This is a genomic window from Micromonospora sp. HNM0581, from assembly GCF_012726175.1.
In the GTDB taxonomy this organism is placed as follows: domain Bacteria; phylum Actinomycetota; class Actinomycetes; order Mycobacteriales; family Micromonosporaceae; genus Micromonospora.
The window spans coordinates 26,938-45,331 of sequence record NZ_JAASAD010000022.1; the positions used below are offsets into that span (position 1 = coordinate 26,938).

At 70.3% G+C, this 18,394-nt stretch carries 23 protein-coding genes; 14 read left to right on the forward strand and 9 right to left on the reverse strand.

What is annotated here, in order from left to right:
- Position 1 precedes the first annotated feature (1 nt).
- On the forward strand, positions 2–526 hold the full coding sequence (locus HCA58_RS20795) for a hypothetical protein (RefSeq protein ID WP_169599515.1): 525 nt from the start codon (positions 2–4) through the stop codon (positions 524–526).
- Positions 527–562: 36 nt separating this feature from the next.
- On the opposite strand, the gene HCA58_RS20800 is transcribed toward HCA58_RS20795, so the two are convergent.
- Positions 563–1,273 carry an HAD family hydrolase gene (locus HCA58_RS20800; protein ID WP_169599516.1) on the reverse strand — a complete coding sequence of 237 codons (711 nt, stop codon included), beginning with the start codon at positions 1,271–1,273 and terminating at the stop codon, positions 563–565.
- 105 nt (positions 1,274–1,378) lie between these two features.
- Between HCA58_RS20800 and HCA58_RS20805 the strand changes: the two genes are divergently transcribed.
- Positions 1,379–2,341 (forward strand): DMT family transporter, encoded by a 963-nt coding sequence (locus HCA58_RS20805; RefSeq protein ID WP_169599517.1) that lies wholly within the window; start codon positions 1,379–1,381, stop codon positions 2,339–2,341.
- 38 nt (positions 2,342–2,379) lie between these two features.
- On the opposite strand, the gene HCA58_RS20810 is transcribed toward HCA58_RS20805, so the two are convergent.
- Positions 2,380–3,225 carry an SDR family NAD(P)-dependent oxidoreductase gene (locus tag HCA58_RS20810; protein WP_346776064.1) on the reverse strand — a complete coding sequence of 282 codons (846 nt, stop codon included), beginning with the start codon at positions 3,223–3,225 and terminating at the stop codon, positions 2,380–2,382.
- Positions 3,226–3,393: 168 nt separating this feature from the next.
- Positions 3,394–3,933, reverse strand: coding sequence for a DUF4190 domain-containing protein (locus HCA58_RS20815; protein ID WP_169599518.1), 540 nt, complete (start codon positions 3,931–3,933; stop codon positions 3,394–3,396).
- A 121-nt stretch (positions 3,934–4,054) separates the two neighbouring features.
- On the opposite strand from HCA58_RS20815, the gene HCA58_RS20820 reads away from it, so the two are divergent.
- On the forward strand, positions 4,055–4,960 hold the full coding sequence (locus tag HCA58_RS20820; RefSeq protein WP_169599519.1) for an SDR family NAD(P)-dependent oxidoreductase: 906 nt from the start codon (positions 4,055–4,057) through the stop codon (positions 4,958–4,960).
- Between the two features lie 6 nt (positions 4,961–4,966).
- On the opposite strand, the gene HCA58_RS23695 is transcribed toward HCA58_RS20820, so the two are convergent.
- The 3 genes from HCA58_RS23695 to HCA58_RS20835 all read right to left on the reverse strand — a co-directional run bounded on the left by HCA58_RS23695 (position 4,967) and on the right by HCA58_RS20835 (position 7,076).
- Complete coding sequence (locus HCA58_RS23695) at positions 4,967–5,398, reverse strand: DUF4190 domain-containing protein (protein WP_169599520.1); 432 nt, start codon at positions 5,396–5,398, stop codon at positions 4,967–4,969.
- A gap of 182 nt (positions 5,399–5,580) precedes the next feature.
- Positions 5,581–5,988, reverse strand: a complete 408-nt coding sequence (locus HCA58_RS20830) for a CoA-binding protein (RefSeq protein WP_169599521.1) — start codon at positions 5,986–5,988, stop codon at positions 5,581–5,583.
- 47 nt (positions 5,989–6,035) lie between these two features.
- Positions 6,036–7,076, reverse strand: coding sequence for an Rv2578c family radical SAM protein (locus HCA58_RS20835; protein ID WP_169599522.1), 1,041 nt, complete (start codon positions 7,074–7,076; stop codon positions 6,036–6,038).
- Between the two features lie 92 nt (positions 7,077–7,168).
- Here HCA58_RS20835 and HCA58_RS20840 point away from each other — a divergent pair, with 92 nt between their 5' ends.
- A complete protein-coding gene (locus HCA58_RS20840) occupies positions 7,169–7,570 on the forward strand; it encodes a DCC1-like thiol-disulfide oxidoreductase family protein (protein ID WP_169599523.1) in 402 nt (133 codons plus the stop codon).
- Positions 7,571–7,967: 397 nt separating this feature from the next.
- Here HCA58_RS20840 and trxA read toward each other — a convergent pair whose 3' ends face one another.
- Positions 7,968–8,330 carry a thioredoxin gene (gene trxA, locus HCA58_RS20845; protein ID WP_169599524.1) on the reverse strand — a complete coding sequence of 121 codons (363 nt, stop codon included), beginning with the start codon at positions 8,328–8,330 and terminating at the stop codon, positions 7,968–7,970.
- A gap of 683 nt (positions 8,331–9,013) precedes the next feature.
- Between trxA and HCA58_RS20850 the strand changes: the two genes are divergently transcribed.
- From HCA58_RS20850 to HCA58_RS20895, 9 genes are all read left to right on the forward strand, one after another.
- Positions 9,014–9,484, forward strand: a complete 471-nt coding sequence (locus HCA58_RS20850; protein ID WP_169599525.1) for a hypothetical protein — start codon at positions 9,014–9,016, stop codon at positions 9,482–9,484.
- 144 nt (positions 9,485–9,628) lie between these two features.
- Positions 9,629–10,252 (forward strand): RNA methyltransferase, encoded by a 624-nt coding sequence (locus HCA58_RS20855; protein WP_169599526.1) that lies wholly within the window; start codon positions 9,629–9,631, stop codon positions 10,250–10,252.
- A gap of 455 nt (positions 10,253–10,707) precedes the next feature.
- Positions 10,708–10,866 carry a hypothetical protein gene (locus HCA58_RS20865; RefSeq protein WP_007455302.1) on the forward strand — a complete coding sequence of 53 codons (159 nt, stop codon included), beginning with the start codon at positions 10,708–10,710 and terminating at the stop codon, positions 10,864–10,866.
- 6 nt (positions 10,867–10,872) lie between these two features.
- Positions 10,873–11,739 (forward strand): PH domain-containing protein, encoded by an 867-nt coding sequence (locus HCA58_RS20870; protein WP_169599527.1) that lies wholly within the window; start codon positions 10,873–10,875, stop codon positions 11,737–11,739.
- A 98-nt stretch (positions 11,740–11,837) separates the two neighbouring features.
- Positions 11,838–12,593 (forward strand): SigE family RNA polymerase sigma factor, encoded by a 756-nt coding sequence (locus HCA58_RS23705; protein ID WP_346776066.1) that lies wholly within the window; start codon positions 11,838–11,840, stop codon positions 12,591–12,593.
- Positions 12,590–13,852: a hypothetical protein gene (locus tag HCA58_RS20880; protein WP_169599528.1), complete on the forward strand. Its 1,263-nt coding sequence runs from the start codon at positions 12,590–12,592 to the stop codon at positions 13,850–13,852. Before HCA58_RS23705 ends, HCA58_RS20880 begins: the two co-directional genes overlap by 4 nt.
- Before the next feature lie 24 nt (positions 13,853–13,876).
- On the forward strand, positions 13,877–14,737 hold the full coding sequence (locus HCA58_RS20885; protein WP_169599529.1) for a PHP domain-containing protein: 861 nt from the start codon (positions 13,877–13,879) through the stop codon (positions 14,735–14,737).
- A gap of 40 nt (positions 14,738–14,777) precedes the next feature.
- Positions 14,778–15,392, forward strand: a complete 615-nt coding sequence (locus HCA58_RS20890; RefSeq protein WP_169599530.1) for a MarC family protein — start codon at positions 14,778–14,780, stop codon at positions 15,390–15,392.
- Between the two features lie 43 nt (positions 15,393–15,435).
- Positions 15,436–16,368: a PD-(D/E)XK nuclease family protein gene (locus HCA58_RS20895; protein WP_169599531.1), complete on the forward strand. Its 933-nt coding sequence runs from the start codon at positions 15,436–15,438 to the stop codon at positions 16,366–16,368.
- Between the two features lie 126 nt (positions 16,369–16,494).
- Here HCA58_RS20895 and HCA58_RS20900 read toward each other — a convergent pair whose 3' ends face one another.
- Positions 16,495–17,367, reverse strand: a complete 873-nt coding sequence (locus tag HCA58_RS20900; protein WP_169599532.1) for an oxygenase MpaB family protein — start codon at positions 17,365–17,367, stop codon at positions 16,495–16,497.
- Between the two features lie 122 nt (positions 17,368–17,489).
- Between HCA58_RS20900 and HCA58_RS20905 the strand changes: the two genes are divergently transcribed.
- The gene (locus tag HCA58_RS20905; protein WP_169599533.1) at positions 17,490–17,975 is read left to right on the forward strand and encodes a DUF2231 domain-containing protein; all 486 of its coding nucleotides are present in this window, start codon (positions 17,490–17,492) and stop codon (positions 17,973–17,975) included.
- Positions 17,976–18,028: 53 nt separating this feature from the next.
- On the opposite strand, the gene HCA58_RS20910 is transcribed toward HCA58_RS20905, so the two are convergent.
- Positions 18,029–18,370 carry a hypothetical protein gene (locus tag HCA58_RS20910; protein ID WP_169599534.1) on the reverse strand — a complete coding sequence of 114 codons (342 nt, stop codon included), beginning with the start codon at positions 18,368–18,370 and terminating at the stop codon, positions 18,029–18,031.
- Positions 18,371–18,394: the final 24 nt, after the last annotated feature.

An 18,394-nucleotide genomic window follows, 5' to 3' on the forward strand; every position in this document is an offset into this window, starting at 1 on the left:
GATGCGAGAGGATGCTGCGGTGACCGACGAGCCCGAGAACCACCCCCTGGTCGACGAGGCGATGAAGAAGGCCTCGGTGGCCTGGGTCGCGGTACCGGGCGGACCGCCGCTGGCGCTGTGGTGCGTGCCGTTGGAGGCGGCGTTGTTCGTGGTGAGCGGCCCCGGCGAGCAGTCCGCCCCGGGGCTGGCCGAGGCCGACGAGGCCCAGGTGACGCTGCGCGGTGATCACGGTGGTCGGATCGTCAGTTGGCCGGCGCGGGTCAGCCGGGTGTCACCCGGTACGGAGCAGTGGGACACGGTCGCCCCGCTGGTGGGGGCGAAACGGCTGAACGCGCCGGGACCGACCACGCAGCTCGTCGCCCGTTGGGTCGCCGACGGATGCGCCCTGGTGCGGTTGGCTCCGGCTGGCCGGCCGGCACACGGTGCCGATCTGCCGGCCGGCTCGTTGGCCGAACAACCCCGGCCGACACCGGCGGTCCGGGCCACCCGCCGGCCGTTCCGGCTGCACCGCGTCCGGCGACGCTGACCCCGTTGCGGGGCACCGGCCCCGGGTGTGCGCAGCCTACGACGGGGAGCCGACCGGGGTGGTAGCTTCGTCGACCAGGTCGACCACCTCGCGGAGGGACACGAGTGTCCGGCCTGTCCAGTCGGCGTCGAGGTTGAACACGAGGTGGTCGGCGAGGTCGGGGGCGGCGAGCCGGGCCGCGCTGAGGCCGGCGTGCTGCGCACCGGTCAACTCCCGGCTGCCGCCGTCGCCGACGAACAGGCAGTCTCCTGGAGACAGCCCCAGCCGTGCGCAGGCGGCCAGGTAGATACTCGCATCCGGCTTGCATCGTCCCACCTGCACGGAGAACACGCGGACGTCGAGCAGTGGCGCGATCGTCAGTTCCGGCAGGAAGATCGGCAGCTCGTGGGTGCAGTCACTGATGATGCCGGTTCGTACGCCCCGCCGTCGCAACGCCCGCAGGGTCGGCAGGGCCTCCTCCCGTAGCCGGGTGTCCGCGCGAATGGCCTGCTGTCGAGCGATGGCGGCGGCCCGCAACGCCTCCGCTGACGGGTGCACACCAGCCTGTTCGCACACCCAGCGCAGCGTCGCCTCGGCGCTGCCGAAGCGACCGCTGGCGCGCAAGTAGAAGCTGCGGTCGAGCACCTCGAAGAAGGTGTCCGGCGGGCAGCCGAGCAACTCGGCGATGCTGAGGTGACTCTCGCCTCGCTGGACCGGACAGGTCAACGTGCCGAAGAAGTCGAACAGCACCGCCTGGAACCTGGGCATGCGGAAGCCTCCGGGCGGATGGGTGGGCTCCGGCGAGAACGTGCATGATCGTAAGTGAAAGCTGACGGACAGTCGTGTTCGGGTGTCGTGTGAAGATTGCACCTCGTGGCCCCAGAAACTCACCGCCCACCCATTGACCTGTTGACCGGCACCGCACTTGCCGTGGCCGTCCTCGCCGTCTCGTCGTCCGCGCCGCTCATCGCCTTCGCCGCCGCACCCGCCCTCGCCGTCGCCTTCTGGCGCAACGTACTGGCGGTTGCGGTGCTGAGTCCGTTCGCGTTGACCCGCCGCCGGTCCGAGTTCCGCTCCCTGGTCGGCGGAGTCGGTCGTCGGGAGGGCATGTTCTGTGTCCTGTCCGGTGTGGCGTTGGCGGCACACTTCGCCACCTGGATGCCGAGTGCGAAGCTCACCACCGTGGCCGCGGCGACGGCGCTGGTGGCCACCCAGCCGGTCTGGCAGGGTCTGATCGCCCGAGCCCAGGGTCGTCGCCTGCCGATGGGTGTCTGGGCCGGCATCGGGGTGGCGGTGGCCGGGGCGGTGCTGGCGACCGGAGCAGACTTCACGGTCTCGGGTCAGGCGTTCACTGGCGATCTGCTGGCGCTGGCCGGTGGTCTGTTCGCGGCGGTGTACACCGCGTTGGGCGAGCGGGCCCGGGTCACGGTCAGCAACGCCACCTACACCACCATCTGCTACGGCGTGTGCGGTCTGCTCCTGCTGCTGGTCTGTCTGGTCGGCGGGGTACCGCTCGGTGGCTTCGACACCGGCACCTGGCTGGCTGTGCTCGCCCTGGTCGGCGGGGCGCAACTGCTCGGCCACTCGATGTTCAGCTACGCGCTGCGGCGGGTCTCAGCCACCACGGTGAGCGTGTTGATCCTGTTGGAGGCGCCCGGTGCGGCGCTCATCGGTTGGGCGTGGCTGGGTCAGTTGCCCGACCCGGTGACCCTCCCCGGCCTGTCGCTGCTGCTTGCCGGTGTGGCCGTCGTGGTGTTGTCCAGTGCTCGCACGGCTCGACGCACGGCCCGGGTCAGCACGGCGGTGCCGGCGGACGCGGCACCGGTCCGCGACTGAGGTCCACCCGCCCGGTCTCTCCGGGTCTGCCGCTGAGGTCACTCCGGTATTCCCACGGCTGCGGCGCTGGCTGCCCAGAGCCGTGCCGCGAGGCCCGGGTCGGCCGCCTTGGCCCACGGGCGGCGGGGCCGGCAGTCGAAGTAGTAACCACCGTTGGTCAACCGGGACCGGTCCTGGTTGGCGAGCCAGACGAGCGTGCGGGCGCCCTTGTCCGGGCTGCGGAACGGCAGCAGACGCATGCCCAGGGCGACCAGCCTGCTCTCGTTGCCGAAGCGGGTCCTCACCGTGCCGGGGTGGAAACTGTACGAGTCGACCTGTGGCCACTTCCGGGACGCCTCGGCGGTGAACAGGATGTTCGCCTGCTTGCTGGTGCCGTAGGCGGACATCGGACGGTAGCGGCGCAACGGCGCGTTGAGGTCCGTCGGATCGAGCGCACCGCTACGGTGCGCGCCGGAGGCGGTCACCACCATCCGACGTGTCCGGTCGGCCAACAGGTTGGTGAGCAGGAAGGGGGCCAGGTGGTTGGCCTGTACGGTCAGCTCGAAACCGTCGACGGTGGTGACCGGCTGCAGCACGATCGCACCGGCGTTGTTGGCCAGCACGTCGATCCGGTCGTAGGCGGCGCGTAGCCGCTCGGCCAACTGCCGGACATCGTCGAGGACGGCGAAATCGGCGCGGAACACCTCGGGTCGCTCCCCGGACGCCTCGCGTACCTCGTCGGCGGCGGCCCGTAGTCGGGCCGGATCCCTACCGACCAGAACCACCTGGTCACCTCGACAGGCCAGCTGGGTGGCGGCGGCCAATCCGATTCCGGAACTCGCTCCGGTGATCACCACCAGTCTGCGGGCAGTGACATCTTCGACAGGCCCATTCACCGCGGTCACGGCACGAGGTTACCGTGGCGTCACAAGCACCTGCGAGACCGTCGTGTCGGGGGTGGCGAAGCGGCCGTACCGGCTCGGAGACAGCCTTGCCGCCGGCATGACCGCCGGCTGGTGACAGTCGCGATCGCCCGTGCCCGCCCCGACCTTGGCCGGGGCGGGCACGGCCGATCAGATGGTTGAGGACGAGTTCGCAACGGCGACGACCGCTGCGATGGTGTACCCGATGATCACCAGCGCTAGCAGGCCGGTGAGGATCCAGCCGACGATGATGGCGGCCTTGGCCATCCCCTCGCCGCTTTCGCCGGTCTGCCGGATCTGGCGGATCGCCACGTGTCCGAGGATGGCGCCGACCGGCGCGGTGATACACGAGCCGATTCCGATCAGGGACAGGACCAGGGCGACGATCGCCATGGAGTTCGTCTTCCGCTGCGGGTAACCGTAGCCGGGCGGTGGGTAGCCGTAGCCGTAACCGGGCTGGGTCGGGGGATAGGTCGCCGGGTAACCAGGCGGTGGGTACGCCGCTGTGCCCTGATCCGACTTCATGCCGCCGTACGGGTCGGTCGGCGGTTGGTACGGAGCGTAGCCGGGCGGCTGCGGAGGAACGGGCTGCTGCGGGTAGACCGGCAGGGTCGGGTCGGCGGGCGGGCCGGACGGCTGGCCTGTCGATGCGGGGTCGGGCCAGCCGCTGGCCTGCGGAGGGTGCGTCATCGGGCTTCTCTCCCGTCGCGGTGATAGGGCGCAGTCAGGGTAGTCATCACCGGGCAGGCCGCGACGCGCCCGGCACCGGAGCGCGTTGCCGGACAGCGGCGGTAGAGGGCAGGATCTCCGCATGGGGATTGACGCACGCGCGACGGACCGTTCCGGCAACAGGCCGAGGCGGGACGTCAGCCGGCCGGGGGTGAGCCGCCGGCCACGCCCGGCTGCGATGGCGGAGCCGGGCGACCAGGATGCTCCGGCGGCTCTGCCCGAGCCGGTGACGATGCGCCTGGACGGCAAGGTCGCGCTGGTGACCGGGGCGGGAAGCCCGGACGGCATCGGGTACGCCACCGCCCGCCGCCTGGCCGACCTGGGTGCCCGGGTGGCGATCGTGTCGACCACCCGCCGCATCCACGAGCGGGCCGGTGAACTCGGGGTGACCGGTTTCGTCGCCGACCTCACCGACGAGTCGGAGGTGGGTGCGCTCGCCGACGCGGTGGCCGAGCAGCTCGGTGACGTCGAGGTGCTCGTCAACAACGCCGGCCTGGCCAGTCGGGCCAGCCCGGAGGTGCTGCGTCCGGTCGCGCAGCTCAGCTACGACGAGTGGCGGGGCGAGATCGACCGGAACCTGACCACCGCCTTCCTGTGCAGCCGGGTCTTCATCGGCGGCATGGCCGAGCGGGGCTGGGGTCGGATCGTGAACCTGGCCGCCACCGCCGGTCCGGTGAACGCGCTGCCCACCGAGGCGGCGTATGCGGCGGCCAAGGCGGGCGTGGTGGGTCTGACCCGGGCGTTGGCCATGGAAATGATCGCCGACGGCGTGACGGTGAACGCGGTGGCTCCGGGCACCATCTACACCGCCGCCTCGACCATGGCCGAGATCAAGCAGGGTCTGGGTACGCCGGTAGGGCGCCCCGGTACGCCCGATGAGGTGGCTGCGGCGATCACGTTCCTGTGTTCACCGGCCGCGTCGTACATCACCGGGCAGATGTTGGTGGTCGACGGCGGCAACAGTGTCCGGGAGGCACAGTTCCGCTGAACGGGTTCAGGTGCTGGTGCCGCCGTCGGAGCCGGCCCAGACGGCCAGTGCCAGCCAGCCGCAGCAGGCCAGCAGGAAGAGCCCGGTGAAGATGTAGCTGAGGATCAGACCCCAGGTGGCGAGCTGCTCGCCGTCCTCGCCACTGGCACGCAGTTGCCGTTTGGCCAGGTGGCCGAGGGCGATGCCGGCGGGAGCGAAGACGAAGGCGAAGACCAACGACAGGATGGCCAGCACGTTCGTGCCGCTTCCGCCGCCCGGGCCGCCCGGCGGCCCGTACTGCCCGTAGGGTACCTGGGGCGCGTACGGTGGTTGTTGACTCCACTGCTGGCCCGGCTGCCCGTACGCCGGCTGCCCGTAGGCCGGCTGTTCGCCCTGCTGCCCGCCCGGTGGTGGCTCGTACGGCGACGGTGGCTGATCGGGCTCCGGTGGTTGGCTCACGCAATCCTCCTCCGTGCCGCCCTGCGTCCGCCCGAGCCTGGGTGGGAAGGGTTCTCTTCGCGGGACGCTACCCGCAGTGGTGCACCTTTTCACGTTGGTTGGGTGGACTGGTCGTCGTGGCCGCCCCGAGTCGGCGTGGCCGGACGTGTCGCACCTGCTCCGCGGCTACGAGTTCTGAACGCTCAGACCCGGCGGGTCAGCCCGGCGGCGGCGCGCTCCACGATCAGGCAGCGGTCCTCCACGTAGTCGATGCCGGCCTGTTCGGCGATCCGCCGAGCCTGCGGCGAGCTGATGCCGAGCTGTAGCCACACCGCAGGAGCGCCGATCGCCGCCGCTTGCCGCACCACGTCCACGGCGTCGTCGGCCGGCCGGAAGACGTCGACCAGGTCGACAGGGTGCGGGATGTCGGCCAGGGACCGGTACACCTGTTCGCCGAAGAGTTCGTCCGCTGTCGGGTTGACCGGAATGATGCGCCAGCCGTGCCGCTGCATCTCCAGCGGTACCCGATGGGCGGCTTTGGCCGGATCGCGGGATGCACCGACCACCGCGATCACGTGGGCGTCGGCGAGGATCTGCTGGGCGGAACGCACCCGACGACTGTAGCCGCGACCGCCCTCCGGTGACTTCGACTCGGTGCCTAGAGCAGACTCAGTTGCTCCGGTGTCGAAGCGGGCTGCGGCGGATCGCGATGCTCACTCGCCCCGGAACGGATCAGCCCGTGGCGGCGGGCGGCGATGCGGACCCGTGCGGTCAGTTCCCGCTGGTATGACTGCGGCGCGTACGCGCCGGCCCGGAACAGTTCCCGGTAGCGCGGCACCAGACGTGGGTGCTCCCGCCCGAGCCATCGCGCATACCATTCGCGGGCGCCGGGACGCAGGTGCAGCGCGAGGGGCGTCACGCTGGCCGCGCCCGCGGCTGCGACGGCCGCCACGGTGGCCTCGATCGACTCGTCGGAGTCGCAGAGGCCGGGCAGGATCGGCGCCATCAGGACGCCCACCTCGAAGCCGGCGTCGGCGAACCGGCGTACGGTGTCGAGTCGTCGGTGTGGGCTCGGCGTGCCGGACTCGACGGACCGCCACAGCCGCTCGTCGAGGAAGCCGACCGAGAACGAGACGCTCACCCGGGCGACTTCCGCCGCCTGTCGCAGTAGCGGCAGGTCACGCTGGATCAGGGTGCCCTTGGTCAGGATCGAGAACGGGTTGGCGAAGTCGCGGAGTGCCTCGATGATCGGCGGCATGAGCCGGTAGCGACCTTCGGCCCGCTGGTAGCAGTCGACATTCGTGCCCATCGCCACGTGCGCGCCGCGCCAACGCGGTGCGGCCAGCTCACGGCGCAGCAACTCACCCGCGTTGACCTTGACGACGACGCGCTTGTCGAAGTCCGACCCTGCGTCAAAATCAAGATACTTATGAGTATTTCGTGCGAAGCAGTATGAACATGCGTGACTGCATCCCCGGTACGGGTTGACGGTCCACTCGAACGGGACGCGGGAGGTGCCCGGGACCTTGTTGAGGATCGACTTGGCGTGCACCTCGTAGTAGGTCATGTCGGCGAAGTCGGGCGTGTCGAAGGTGCGGACGACCGCATCGGGCAGCGCCAGCGGCAGGGGTGGCGTCGCTGGCGCTGCCCGCCCGGGACGTCCCTCTACCGGGGGAGCGGTGAGGTTTTCCCAGCGCATGACCGGTATTCGAACATGCGTACTACCAGGAATGCAAGTGAATCGCCGGACATCCGAGTGCTGGGTGGCCGGCCGGGAGGGAAGATGAAGACATGTCGACCTTCGTCTACGACGGGGACTGCGCCTTCTGCACCAGCTGCGCGAAGTTCGTCGAACGCCGGATTCCGACCGGTGCCCGGGTGGTCCCCTGGCAGTTCACTGATCTCGACCGGCTCGGCCTGACCGAGGGGCAGTGCGAGGAGGCGGTGCAGTGGGTCGGTTCCGATGGCAGCCGGGCGGCGGGCCCGGATGCCATCGCCGCGTTGCTCGCCAGCAGCAGCCGCCGCGGGTGGCGGATCGCCGGGGCCGGGCTACGCACTGCGCCGGTACGCGCCACCGCATGGCCCGTGTACCGCTGGGTGGCCCGTAACCGGCACCGGATGCCCGGTGGGACAGCGGCCTGCTCGTTGCCTCAGGACATGCGGGATCGTCGCTACAACCCCTCGAACGGCTGAGATCCCAACGGTCCCGGGCGGGGTCGGTCAGGGCGTCGACGGGCCCGGGCCATGACGTCTGCCCGGCGGGGGTCGTCCCGGCCCGGTGCCTCGTCGGATGACCGTCTTCGCGGGCACCGAGCCGGTCGCCCATTCAGGCCGCCGAAACGCAACTTCGCCGAGGCGGCCAGGAAGTAGGTGCAGATCACCGAGATCTGGGTGACCCGCAGCGCCCAGCCGCCGGCCGCCGTCCTGGTCGGGTCGCCGTGTCGGGCCGGGCCTGCTGTGGGCAGCACGGCGCGCGCGACGGTGGCGTGGCCTGATCGGCGGGTCGTGTCCCAGCTGCGACGGGAACTGTGTCGCAATGGTTCCGGCAACGCCGGTGGCCGGGCCCGGCAAGGCCCGGCCAGCGCACCTGTCAGTGCTTGTGCTCGGCGAGCTTCTTCCGTACGTCGTCCATGTCGAGTGCCTGTACCTGCTCGATGAGGTTCTCCAGGGCCGATTCGGGTAGCGCGCCCGGCTGCGCAAAGACGATCACGCCGTCGCGGATCGCCATGATGGTGGGGATGGACCGGATGTCGAACTTCGCGGCGATCTCCTGCTGCGCCTCGGTGTCGACCTTGCCGAAGGTGATGTCCGCATGCTTGTCCGAGGATCGCTCGTAGACCGGGGCGAACCGCTTGCAGGGACCGCACCAGTCGGCCCAGAAGTCAACCAGCACGATGCCGTTGGCCTCGGTCACCTGGTCGAAGTTTGCCGTGGTCAGCTCGACGGTTGCCATATGAATCTCTCCGATCACGCGGAACAGCTACGTGTGGTGGAACCCGGGAGTACCGCTGCGCATTCCCGCCGGGCTGCCACCGTAACCCTGGTCTCGGGTCGGGTGGGGCCTTTGTCTGCATCAACGATTGCCGATTCGTGGGGTGTCCGCAGATCGCACATGCACGATGCATTTGCGTGACCGCCCGTGATGGGAGCGTTTCCATTGAGATCGCCGGTCTGGCCCGCCGCGGAGCGGCAAACTTGGCGCTGACAAGCGGCGATTCAACCTGCGGAGATCGCTTATGAGCCGATAGTCGACTACTGAAAGTGATGTAACAAAAAGGTAAATGTGACCTCGGTCTCTGTGCGGTAGGACGGGCGTACGGCAGAATCTTGAGCATCAGAGCGTGGGCGGCGGGTGCCGGGGAGGGCCCCGCCGCTCATTGCGTCCGGCCCCGGTCGACCCGCCGGCCGCCATCTCCGGTGTCGATCAGTTGGCTGGCGTGGCTGGCAGGCGTTGAGGGCACCCGCCCCGAGTGGCCCAGCCTTCCTGAACCCCGTCGGCCGAGGGTTGGGGGATGTTCCGCCCCGCCGACGGGCCCACGTGGTCAGGCACAGCTGGTTGCGCGCTCTTGGGCGGGTTCCGCCGGAGAGGTTCGGTCCCTCGGACCGGGCGCATATGCTGACGCCGGAGGTCCCGCCATGAGCGAGCGATTCACCACCACCGCCGCCGCGTATTCCGTATTCGACTGGGAGCTGCTCACCAGTCTTCCCGGACGGGTGATCGTGGCCGCTGCCCAGCCCGGCCCGGGGCGTCCGTACCGAAGCGTCGCGGCGGGTCTGGCTGGGCTCGACGCGGTGGCGGCCGGACGAGCCTTCGACAGTGATCTGGTCCGGGACGTGGTGGCCGCGATCTACGCCCGGCACGACGGGGCAGCTCCGCCAGCAGCCCGGCTCACCGGCTCGGCGGACGTGCTCGCTGCATGCCGGGCTGCGGTGCGGGTACTGGACCGTCGTACCGACCCCGCCGACTCGGCGGCCTACCGGCAGTGGGTGCAGTCGGTGGCCGCCCGCGTCTGTCGAACCGCGTCGTTCGCGGCGGCCGACGGCACGTTGGCCCCCGCCGACCGTCGCTTGCTCGACCGGCTCGGCGGCGCCCTCGACCTGCGCTGACCTGGGCGCGAAGGTGCGCCGACCGACGTGTCGACCCGACCGTGGACAGGTATGCGGTCCGACGGGCGGCGGACGTCGGTCCGGCGATGACCGGTGGCAGACGGTGTTCGGGCGGCGGGAGCTGAGGGCGTACCCTGCGTGATCGTGACCGCTGAGCAGCTCGACATCGGCGTGGGCCCCTGGCCCGGTGACCTGCCGGAGGATTCCCGCTACGACCCTGAACTGCTCGCCGCCGGGGACCGGCGCAACGTGGTCGACCGCTACCGCTACTGGCGGCGCGAGGCCATCGTCGCCGACCTGGACCGGCGGCGGCACGACTTCCACGTCGCGATCGAGAACTGGCAGCACGACCTCAACATCGGCACGGTGGTCCGTAACGCCAACGCTTTCCTGGCGGCCGAGGTGCACGTCGTCGGCCGACGGCGCTGGAATCGCCGCGGAGCGATGGTCACCGACCGCTACCAGCACGTACGCCATCACGAGACGATCGATCAGCTGATCGCCTGGGCTGCGGAACACGACCTTCCGCTGGTGGGGATCGACAACCTGCCCGGCTGCGGGCAGCTGGAAACGACCACCCTGCCCCGCCGGTGTGTCCTGCTGTTCGGTCAGGAGGGTCCAGGGCTTTCCGGGGCCGCCCACGCCGCGTGCGACCAGATCTTCTCGATCGCCCAGTACGGCTCGACCCGTTCGATCAACGCCGGGGTGGCGAGCGGCATCGCGATGCACGCCTGGATCCGTGCCCACGCCGACCCACCCCCCACCTGACGGTCCCTCCGGCTGTGGACGATCACGAGGGGACGGTCGCGACACGCCCGGGGCCGGCGGTCAAGCGTCTCGATCGAGCGGCTCGCGGCCAGTGGCGTACCTGAGCACACCACACGGAGATCGCGGGCGGTCACCCGGCTCCACTGTGGCTGGTCAGATCGTCGCCGGATCGGAGCGCGTACGCCGGCGAGACTCGGGGAATGCGGCTCTATGCGATAGCCTGGCCGGCGAGTGCGGGGCATCTGCTCGCGGAGGACGTGTTGCTGTGCGACCTCGTCGGGTGGGCGCCGCCGAACTCATGTACGGCGCTCCATCTCCGTACCTGCCCGGGAGGGCTTGACAAGACTCCCGGAATGTCGGAGAACGGACGCAGATATTCACGGTAAGACACCACGCTGATACTCTGGGTGCCGCTGCGGTAATGGGACCCGCGCCGTGCGAGAGGATGGCCCGCCATGGTCAAGAAGGTCCTCACCTGGGCCGGAATCGCATTCTTGATCTTCTTCGTCGCCTACCGGCCAAATTCAGCCGCAGACGTGTTCAAGTCACTGGGCGGCGGCATCATGGACATTGCTCAGGGCTTCGGCGACTTCTTCACCTCACTGGTCGCCTAGCCTCCGATGGGAAGCCCCTCCGGCCCACCCTTCGATCCTGACGATCCCGACCGGGCCCGCCGGGAACACGACACAGAGCCGATCCCCCGGATCGATCCCGACGACGGACCGGTCCGCAGCTCCCACCGCTCGGACGGTCCGTCCTTCTCCGACGACGTCGGCTACGGCGACGGCCCGTACGGCGGCGAAGGCCGGTCTGGTCGGGCCTGGGTGCGGGACCCGGAAGCCGGTTACCTCTCCCCGGAGATCTCCGAGGAAGAGTTGGCCGGCCTGCGCGCCGATGCCAGCGGCACCACCCCCCGCCGGGTGCTACCGCTGGAGGACGAACCCAGCTCGTTGGTCGCCCGGTACCTGTTCCCGACCGAGCGGTACCGGGGCGAGTGGAAGCGACACTGGGTCCACCTCGTCACCCCGATCATCATCGGCATTGCCGCGACCTTCGTGCTCGGTTACCTCTCCGGTTTCCTCGCCGGGCAGGACGTCGGCGCCCTGACCACGATCGCGGTGCTGGTCTGGTTCGCGGTGATGGGTTGGGTGGCATGGCGGGTCGCCGACTGGTGGTACGACAGGTTCATCTTGACCAACAAGCGGGTCATGGTGGTCAACGGCATCATCACCCGACGGGTGGCGATGATGCCCCTGACCCGGGTAACCGACATGAAGTACGAACAGACGCCGGCAGGCCGGGCCCTGAACTACGGCACCTTCGTGCTGGAGTCCGCCGGTCAGGAGCAGGCGCTACGCGAGGTCAAGAACCTGCCCAACCCCAACGAACTCTATCTGCGTGTCGTCGAGGAGATGTACGAGCCGCAGGCGGTCGAGGCCCGGTTGGGCAAGGAGCAGGACGAGGCGAAAGCCGACGACGGCGCCTGAACAACCGCACCGGACAGCGGAGACCTTGTGCGCCAGCGTCCTCGACCCGCCTGCCACGCTGCGGCAGCCCTCGACAGGTTCAGGTGCGGAGGTGGTGTGTGACCAGCAGGGACGTGCTGGAGGAGGAGTTCCGTGACTTCGTCGCGGCCCGCTCCGGCGCCCTGCTGCGGACCGCCTACCTGCTCACCGGGGACTGGGGCACGGCGGAGGATCTGCTCCAGACAGCGTTGACCAAGACGTACCTGGCATGGAAGCGCCTGGGCGGGATCGAGGCGATCGAGCCCTACGCCCGACGTGTCATGGTCAACACCTCGACGAGCTGGTGGCGACGTCGTTGGCACGGTGAGCGTCCGACCGAGGTGCTACCTGAACACGCCGCCACCGACGAGCTCGAACGTCAGCTGGACCGGGACGTGCTCTGGCGGCACCTGCGAGCGCTGCCCGCCCGACAGCGCGCGGTGCTGGTGCTGCGCTTCTACGAGGACATGTCGGAGGCGCAGACCGCCGCCCTGCTCGAGATCTCGCCGGGCACGGTGAAGAGTCAGACCTCCCGGGCGCTGGCCACGTTACGTCGACGGATCAGCGCGGACGACACCTTCGGTGTGTGCGCCGGCGGACCGGAGCCAGCTGTGCAGCCGGCCGACAGGCTGCGAAGGGTGGGGCGGCCCACCAGCCGGACCGGTCCCGCAGCTGCACAGCCGGAGGACGTCGACCAGCCGGCCGGGGTGCCGCGTAAGCGACGTCAGCCCGAAACGGCGGCGGCCTGGCGCCGGCAGGATGGCACTCCTCCCGGCGGGGTCGTCCCGGCCCGCGGTGCCGGCCCCGGCGGAGCGCTTGTCGGAGACCCACGGTGAAACGGAAACCAGCAGGTCACGACAACCAGATCCGGTTCCCGGGTCATTTGCTCGACGTGCCGCCGACAGAACTGGAAGCTGCCCTCCGGCAGATGATGTCCCGGCGGGCGGCCATGGCGCGTGCGACCGCCGTCGACCCGGCCGGTGCGGCGATCCGACGGGCCCGCCGGATCCAGCGCCGCCGCGCCCTGACCGGGTCCGGCCTGGCCTTGGTGACGATCGCGATTGTCGGCGTGGGAATTCTGCAACTGCTCGACAACCTGCCACCGGGGGGCGCCACCGTGGTGATCGGTGACCCGGATCATCGACCGCTCGTCGACCGAGCCGTCCCGTCGTCCGGGCCGGAAACCGGGCCTGCCCTCGCCGAGGTCGATCTGCTGATCGGCGGTTCGATCGCCACGGCCCAGGGGCGATGGGTGCCGCTGCTCGGCACCGGCGAGGTGGAACGGGTACACCGGCTCGCCGATGGCGGTGGTTGGTTGGCAGTCGGGGCACCGACCGTGGCCGGGCGTTTCCTGTGGGTGGTGGCGGCGGACGGCACCACGCAGGTGCTGCTGGCAGGTGCCGACGAGATCGTCCTGGACGGAGAAGGTCGGCAGGTCGCCTGGAAACAGGGCACGGTGCTGGCTGCCGCGGGGATCGTCGACGGCGAACTCGCCGACACCGTTGAGGCCGAGGCGCCGGCCGAGGCGGTGCCGTTGCGGTTCGTCGACGGTGCCGTGCTCGTCAGGTTGGCGCCCGACCACCCGGGGCACGTGTTGTGGTCACTGCGGCCCGGTCCACTGGAGCAGGGCGTCGACCGGGCCAGTACGCAGATCTTCGGCGCGCTGCCCGACGGACGACTGGTCGGTCAGATCACCCCCGGTGCCGGGCTCCCCGCCTGCCTGACCCTGCTCGACCCCGACCAGGCGCTGGCACCGAGCCGACCGGACTGTGGACCGGAGCTGCCGGGCAGCGGCCGGGGTGCGGTGTCACCGGACGGGCGCTGGCTGCTGGTGAACGGGCACTCGGAGGGCGAGGATTCGGCGCTGCTGGTGGATCTGACGACGCTCGATCCGTCCACTGAGGTGCGGCCCGCGGGGCCACCGATGAGCGGAACCGTGGTATGGCGGGCACCGGACACGGCCTACTACACCGACGTCACCGGTGGCCTGGTACGGGTGGCCGTCGATCGGGTCACCGCAGGCGGTCCCGCCACGCCGACCGCCCTGCCCGACGTTCCCGCCGGTGAGTCGCCTGTGGTGGTGAGCGGTGGTTGACCAGTTGACCGGTGACGGCAGGCGATGACCGTCCGGATCGATCTGCACACGCATTCCACGGCCAGTGACGGCACTCTCCGGCCGGCCGAACTCGTGCGCGCCGCTGCGGAGGCCGGACTGGACGTGGTGGCGATCACGGACCATGACACCACCGACGGTTGGGCGCCGGCGCTCGATGCGCTGCCGACCGGGTTGCGGCTGGTCCGCGGTGCGGAGCTGTCCTGCCGGTGGAACGGCGAGCGGCCGGCGGTGCCGCTGCACCTGCTGGCGTATCTCTTCGACCCGACGCACCCGGAACTCGTCGCCGAGCTGACCCGGGTGCGGGCAGCGCGTTTGGACCGGGGTGAACGGACGGTGGACCTGCTGCGGGCCGACGGCATCGACGTGGACTGGTGGGAGATCCGGACCCTGGCGGGCGGCGGGACGGTCGGCCGGCCGCACATCGCGCAGGCGCTCATCCGGGCCGGTCTGGTCGCCACCACCACCGAGGCGTTCGGACCGGACTGGCTGGGAGAGCGGTACCGGCTGCCGAAGGAGGACATCGACGTGTTCCGGGCCGTCCGGTTGGTCCGGGCAGCCGGCGGGGTGGCGGTTTTCGCTCATCCCCGGGCCAGCCGGCGGGGCCGGATCGTGCCGGACACGCTGATCGCGGAGCTGGCCGGTGCGGGACTGGTCGGCCTGGAGGCCGACCATGAGGACCACTCGCCCGCCGAGCGGGCCCACGTACGCGCTCTCGCCGCCGATCTGGGCCTGCTGGTGACCGGTTCGTCGGACTTCCACGGCAGCCACAAGACCGTGCAGCTCGGTGCCTTCACCACCAGCATCGAGGCGTACGAAGGGATCGTCGCCGCCTGCTCCGGGGTGACCGAGGTCGCTTCGGGTTGACCCGGGTTTCGAGGCCGACGGCCACGGCTACGGTGACCGGGTGGATCTCAAGCTCTTCGGCGAGGTCTTCGTGACCCTGCTGGTGATCGTCGACCCGCCCGGCATGATGCCGATCTTCCTGGCGTTGACCGGCCCGCTTTCCGTTCTGGAGCGCAACCGGGCCGCCTGGCAGGCTGTCGCGTTGGCGCTGGGCGTGATCGTGATCTTCGCGGTGGCGGGGCAGACCCTGCTCGCCTACCTTCATGTCGACCTGCCGGCGTTGCAGGCGGCCGGTGGGCTGCTGCTGATCCTGGTCGCGTTGGAGTTGCTGACCGGCAAGACCGACGATCCGACCAAACAGGCCACCGCCAACATCGCCCTGGTGCCGTTGGGCACGCCGCTGCTGGCCGGGCCCGGCGCGATCGTGGCCACGATGCTCTTCGTCCAGCGGGCCGATGGACCGGCCGACTTCTCGGCGATCGGCGCCGCCATCGTCGCGGTGATGCTCACCGTCTGGATCGTGTTGCGCTTCTCCGGGGGGATCGTCAAGGTGCTGCGTCCGGGCGGGATCGAGGTGCTCACCCGGATCGCCGGCCTGCTGTTGGCCGCGATCGCCGTGCAGCTCATCGCCGATGCCATCGCGGCTTTCGTGGCCCAGTACAACGGTGCCGGCTGACCGGCCTGTCCGGTCTGTCGGAGGTGGATGGCAGGATCGGGGGGTGCGACGAGCCTCTTCCGCTGGACGACCCGCCGCCGGTGGCCGCCCGCCCCGGCCCCGCGACGCGCAGCCCGAGCAACTCGGTTTCGAGGGCATGCCGGAGCGGTTGTTCGTCTGCACGCCGAGCCGCCTCGGTGCGTACGCCGACTGTCCTCGGCGCTACCGCTACTCCTACGTCGATCGTCCGGCACCGCCGAAGGGCCCACCCTGGGCACACAACTCGCTCGGCGCCAGCGTGCACACCGCCCTGAAGAACTGGTACGCACTGCCTGCTGGTCGACGTCGTCCGGAGGCGCTGCCAGCTCTGCTCAAGGGCACCTGGGTGCGCGATGGCTACCGCGACGACGAGCAGGAGCGCGAGGCCTACCAGCGGGCCCTCGGCTGGATCGAGGCGTACGTGGACGGGCTGGATCCGGCCGACGAACCGGTCGGGGTGGAACGGGTGGTGGCGGTCAAGACCGGCGTACTGGCCTTCAACGGACGTGCCGACCGGATCGACTCCCGGCCCGGCCCGCAAGGACCTGAGCTGGTGATCGTCGACTACAAGACCGGCCGCACCGGGCTGGACGGCGACGACGCGCGCGGTTCGCAGGCGTTGGCGCTGTACGCGTACGCGGCCGAGCGGGTGTTCCGCCGGCCGTGCCGTCGGGTCGAGTTGCACCACCTGCCGAGCGGCACCGTCGCCGGCCACGAGCACAGTGTCGACTCGTTGGCGCGGCAGGTGTCCCGCGCGGAGGAGACCGCCCGCGACATCATGGCCGCCGAACGGTCGGTCGTCGACGGCGCTGACCCCGAAGATGCCTTCCCCGCCACTCCCGGGCCGCGCTGCGCCTGGTGCGACTACCGGCGCAGCTGCCCCGCTGGTTCCGCCACACCGGGCAGGGAACCGTGGGCCGCTGTCGAACGACTCGCCGCGCCGACGACGGAGGAGTGACCTGAGACGACCCTTCGGCGTGGACGACCGTACCGGTCGCGGCGTCGTCAGTCGTCGGGTCCTACCCGGGCGTGACGACTGCGGGGGCGCCCGTCGATGCGGCTGAACTGGCCGCCGGAGCGCAGGTCACCGAGTCGTGGGTTCGGTGGCGGAGGCGGTCAGTCGCGCCGCACGGTCCCGGGCGGCACGCTGCATGGGGCTTTCCCGCCAGTCACGGGGCAGGGCGGTGAGCGCCAGCCGCAGGGCGCGTACCGCCACGTCGGCTGACAGCGCGGTGGTCGGCAGGCCCAGCCCGCCGTACAGCCGCCGTGCCCACGGGGGCAGCAGGGCGAGCGCGGTGCCGGCGATGCCGAGGTACGCCCATCGGGGTGGACCGAGGTTCAGCGCGATGCGGGCCGGCAGACCGAGCTTCCATGGCAGCGGTGGTGCGGTCAGGAACAGCGCGGTCTCGGCAGCCTCCCGCGTCATCCGCAACTCGGGTCGGACCCGCTGGTAGTAGTGGGCCACCCCGGCAGCGGTACCGGGAACGCTTTCCGGGGCCAGCCCGACCAGGGCGGCGGCACGTCGCTGCTCGGTGTAGTAGCGGTCCACCTCGTCGGCGTCCAGTGGCACACCGGCTCGTCGTGCGGTGTCGAGGAACGACTCCACCTCGGTCACGTGCACCCAGCGGAGCAGATCCGGCTCGTCGATTCGGAACCGCCCGCCGGTGGTCGGGTCGAGTGCGGTCATCCGGGCGTGCAGCCGCCGTAACCGCTGTCCGGCCTGTTCCGCCTCCTCGGTGGTGCCGTAGACGATGGTGCCCACGTATTCGGCGGTGCGGATCAGCCGTCCCCAGGCGTCCTGACGGTAGTTGCTGTTCTGGGCCACCCCGGCCATGGCCCGTGGATGCAACGCCTGCAGGTAGAGCGAACGTAGACCGGCGACGAGCAGGATCGGCTCCTGGTGCAGCTTCCAGGTGACCGAATCTGGACCGAACAGGCCGACGTCGAGAACATTCACAGGTCAAGGGTGCCACGCGGTCGACTTGAACCGGTGCGGTCGGAGCTGCGTGTGGAGCAACAGGACGTCGGCGGATCACACTCGTCGTACGCTGACACCCACGATCACTCTCGGAGGTGCTGATGTTCGAGACGGCGCTCGGCCTACCCCTGCACGTGCTGGTCGTGCACGCCGTCGTGGTCTTCGTGCCGCTGCTGGTGCTGCTCGCCGTGGGATACATCGTGCTGCCGAGGTTCCGTGGCCGGCTGGACTGGGCGGTGGCGGTCCTGGCGGTGGTCGCTCCGATCACCGCGTGGGTCGCCGCAAGATCCGGCGAGGCGCTGCAGGCCCGGCAGATCGCCCGGGGTTTCTCCGGCGAGATCCTCGACAAGATCAATGAGCATGCCGCCCAAGGCGAAGTGCTGTTTCGCGTGACGCTGGGACTCGGCCTGGCGGTCATCCTGCTGTTGGTCGCGACGAGCAACCACCCCCGGGCGCCGAAACTGCCTGGCTGGGTGCCGGTGTTGCTGTCGGTAGTGGTGCTCGGGCTGGGCGTCGCAGCGCTCGTCTACGTCTGGCTCAGCGGCCACTCGGGTGCGGAGATGGTCTGGGGTAACACCTACGAGTAGAACTTGACCGACACCGCGAACACCGCCGCCCATGCGGGGGGCCGATCGCCTGCTCAGAACAGCAACCGGGCGCCGAGCAGACAGGCAAGCACCACCAGAACGGTTCCGGCGACCGCACCGACAGCCAAGGTGACCTGCTGTGCTCGCTGCTCCTGGGTGTCCAGACCACTCATGTCCTGGGGCGGGAGCTGGCGGGGCGGCGTCGGCTGCAGATGCACCGGAGGCCGCCAACCGGGCGCAGGAGCGGTGGTGGGTGGCGGTCCGTGGTAGCCGCTCGCCCCGCCCGAGGCGACGTCTTCGGGGCCCCGTACGGTCTCGCCGTTCGGGGCCGCGTCACCCGGATCGGGTCGGCGCCACGGATCGTCCGGATCCAGACCAGGTGGGGGCATCGTCACGAGGTCCGACGCTACCAACCACCG